This window comes from Massilia sp. CT11-108, assembly GCF_047302915.1.
Taxonomy (GTDB): Bacteria; Pseudomonadota; Gammaproteobacteria; order Burkholderiales; family Burkholderiaceae_D; genus Telluria; species Telluria orientalis.
Map to the genome: position 1 here is coordinate 1 of NZ_JBKYMO010000821.1, position 1680 is coordinate 1680.

Genomic DNA, 1680 nt, shown 5'->3' on the forward strand with positions numbered 1-1680 from the left:
CCCCAGTGATGAGATACTTCCTCAACGTTTACCGGACCCGTTTCGTTTACACCGGCCTACGTTTTTACACAGCCTGGGTCGATAGCGGACTTACACGGCCGTAGTTCTGCAGCGAAGATCGCGGCCGTGTTCCCAGACGGACTGACGCCATGGCCCAAGCACTTCTCCCCGAAGACCTTTGGTCGTTCGCAGCAGCGCATCTCCCGATTCACAGCAGATCGCCGAAGGGCGGACGGCCACGTATCAACGATCGCGCGACCCTAACCGGGATACCGTGGGAATAGGTGCCACGCGAACCCGGCTGCGGCAGTGGCGTGACTTGTTGGTGCCGGCTCCACGAGTGGACGAAAGCTGGCGTTTGGCAGCGTGTCGAGGCAGTCCTCCGACGGCTGCGCGAGCACGATCGTCGGCGGCAAGTCGCTCACGGAGCACGGCAAGAGCAGCTTCTACTTCGACATCAAGATCACCGACGAGACGAATACGAAGGACGACAAGGCGCGGTACATCCGGGAAGCGTTCGACGGCTTCGCCGGCATCCTGGGGAAGGTGCACGAGGAAAGCTACATCTGCGTGCGGGACGTCCGCGCCGCTTCCTACGGCCACGGCGGGCATACCCAGGAATACCGGTATCACCGCGGATTGCGCCTGCCAGGTCATCCCGATTCGACGAACGCCTTGAGCCGCGCCAGGGCGACGTCCCACTCACGGCCGATGACTTCCAGCGTGCGCCTGGCGGCGTCCAGCTGCGCCGTGTCCAGCGTCCATCTCCGCTCCCGTCCGACCTTGACGTCGTGGACGATACCGGCCTGGGCGAGGACCTGCATATGCTTGGTCACACCCTGCCGGCTGATGTGCGTGCTGGCGGTCAGTTGCGCGATCGAGAGGGCGCCGCCCGCGCACAGGGCCGCGACGAGCGTCAGCCGCGTGGCGTCTCCCAGCGCCGCGAACACGTTCGCCAGCGCCGGACCGGCATCGACCAGGTCGCGCAGCGCGGCATCAGGCCGCGACATGGCGGACGATGTTCGTCAGCTGCGCATCCCAGCCGGCGCCGTTCATGCGGAATGCCTCCAGCCGCCGGTGTGGCGGGACGTTGTCGAAGCCCGATTCCACGATCGTCAGCAAAGTACGGTTGTTTCCGGCGTCGGCGAGCGTGAACGTGACGAGCGTCGGCTGTTCCGCGCTGTAGTCGACGGCGGGATCGATCGCGTAGGGATGCCAGCGGAAGGACAGCAGTTCGAGCGGCTGCATGCGGTCGATGAGCACGTCGAAATGGAGGTGTTCGTAGCCCGGGTAGGTGATGTTCCCGCGTGCACGCTGGCCCGGTGCGAACGTCTGGCCCTTCAGGTCGGCGCCGAACCAGTTGCCGAAGGCCTCGGCGTCGGCCAGCGCGTCCCACACTTTTGCGCGCGGCGCGTCGATGACGATGCTGCGTTCGATGCGGTCCGTTTCGGATGTGTGCTCCATGATGGCTCTCCTTGTCGCGTTTTAATATGCAACCAGATGGTTGCTTATTACGCAGTGTAGGACAGCATGCGCGAATACGCAACTCACGGAAGATGAAGCGCGGCGTACCAGTCCGCGTACGGCGTGTTGGCGACGAGCCGCCGGTTGTAATCGGGCGCGCCGTCCGTCCACCACGCGGGGCCGCGCTCGCCGAGGGCGCGCTTCGCCGCGTGGTGG

At 65.1% G+C, this 1680-nt stretch carries 2 protein-coding genes and 1 pseudogene; 1 reads left to right on the plus strand and 2 read right to left on the minus strand.

Annotation, left to right across the window (positions count from 1 at the left end; all coding sequences use genetic code 11):
* Nucleotides 1-402: 402 nt before the first annotated feature.
* A pseudogene (locus ACEN88_RS31060) lies at nt 403-630 on the plus strand (tautomerase family protein); the annotation flags it as partial.
* A gap of 23 nt (nt 631-653) precedes the next feature.
* Here ACEN88_RS31060 and ACEN88_RS31065 read toward each other — a convergent pair.
* Both ACEN88_RS31065 and ACEN88_RS31070 read right to left on the minus strand, forming a co-directional pair.
* Nucleotides 654-1010, minus strand: coding sequence for an ArsR/SmtB family transcription factor (locus ACEN88_RS31065; RefSeq protein WP_413345935.1), 357 nt, complete (start codon nt 1008-1010; stop codon nt 654-656).
* Nucleotides 997-1464, minus strand: coding sequence for an SRPBCC family protein (locus ACEN88_RS31070; protein ID WP_413345937.1), 468 nt, complete (start codon nt 1462-1464; stop codon nt 997-999). The genes ACEN88_RS31065 and ACEN88_RS31070 overlap by 14 nt, the downstream gene beginning before the upstream one ends.
* Nucleotides 1465-1680: the final 216 nt, after the last annotated feature.

Coding starts and splice junctions, on each gene's coding strand:
- ACEN88_RS31070 (WP_413345937.1), bottom strand. CDS start 1,464: ATGGAGCACACATCCGAAACGGACCGCATCGAACGCAGCATCGTCATC.
- ACEN88_RS31065 (WP_413345935.1), bottom strand. CDS start 1,010: ATGTCGCGGCCTGATGCCGCGCTGCGCGACCTGGTCGATGCCGGTCCG.